The following is a 321-nucleotide window of genomic DNA, read 5'->3' as shown; positions in this document are numbered from 1 at the left end:
ATGGCCGAGGCACGGGTTTCGTTTTCGCGGATCGCCATCAGGGTGCTGCCGAACGGCGAAGCGATCACCCGGCGCGCGCCGATAAAGATCAGCAGGAACAGCACGGCGACAAACCCGTAAAAGGCGCGGCCATCGGCTACGACACGCGGCACTTCAAGATCCTGGTGTTCGTATTGTCCGGCGCGGTCACCGGCATTGCCGGGGCGCTGTACGCCATGCTGCTGCACTTTGTGCCGCTGTCGAACATCGACCTGGCAATGTCCGAGAACATCCTGATCATGACCATCGTCGGTGGCACCGGCTCGTTGTTCGGCTCGTTGC

Annotated in this window: 1 protein-coding gene; it reads left to right on the top strand. The window is 62.0% G+C overall.

Translation table 11 applies throughout. From position 1 onward, the window contains the following. Positions 1-131: 131 nt before the first annotated feature. Positions 132-321 (top strand): ABC transporter permease subunit (locus AC0L3B_RS38955; RefSeq protein WP_473383011.1); only part of this gene is annotated, 190 nt, incomplete at its 3' end.

The sequence above is a fragment of the Bradyrhizobium sp. Kon56 genome (assembly GCF_055807635.1).
Note: the sequence above shows the minus strand (reverse complement) of the source record. Positions and strands in the feature narration are given on the sequence as shown.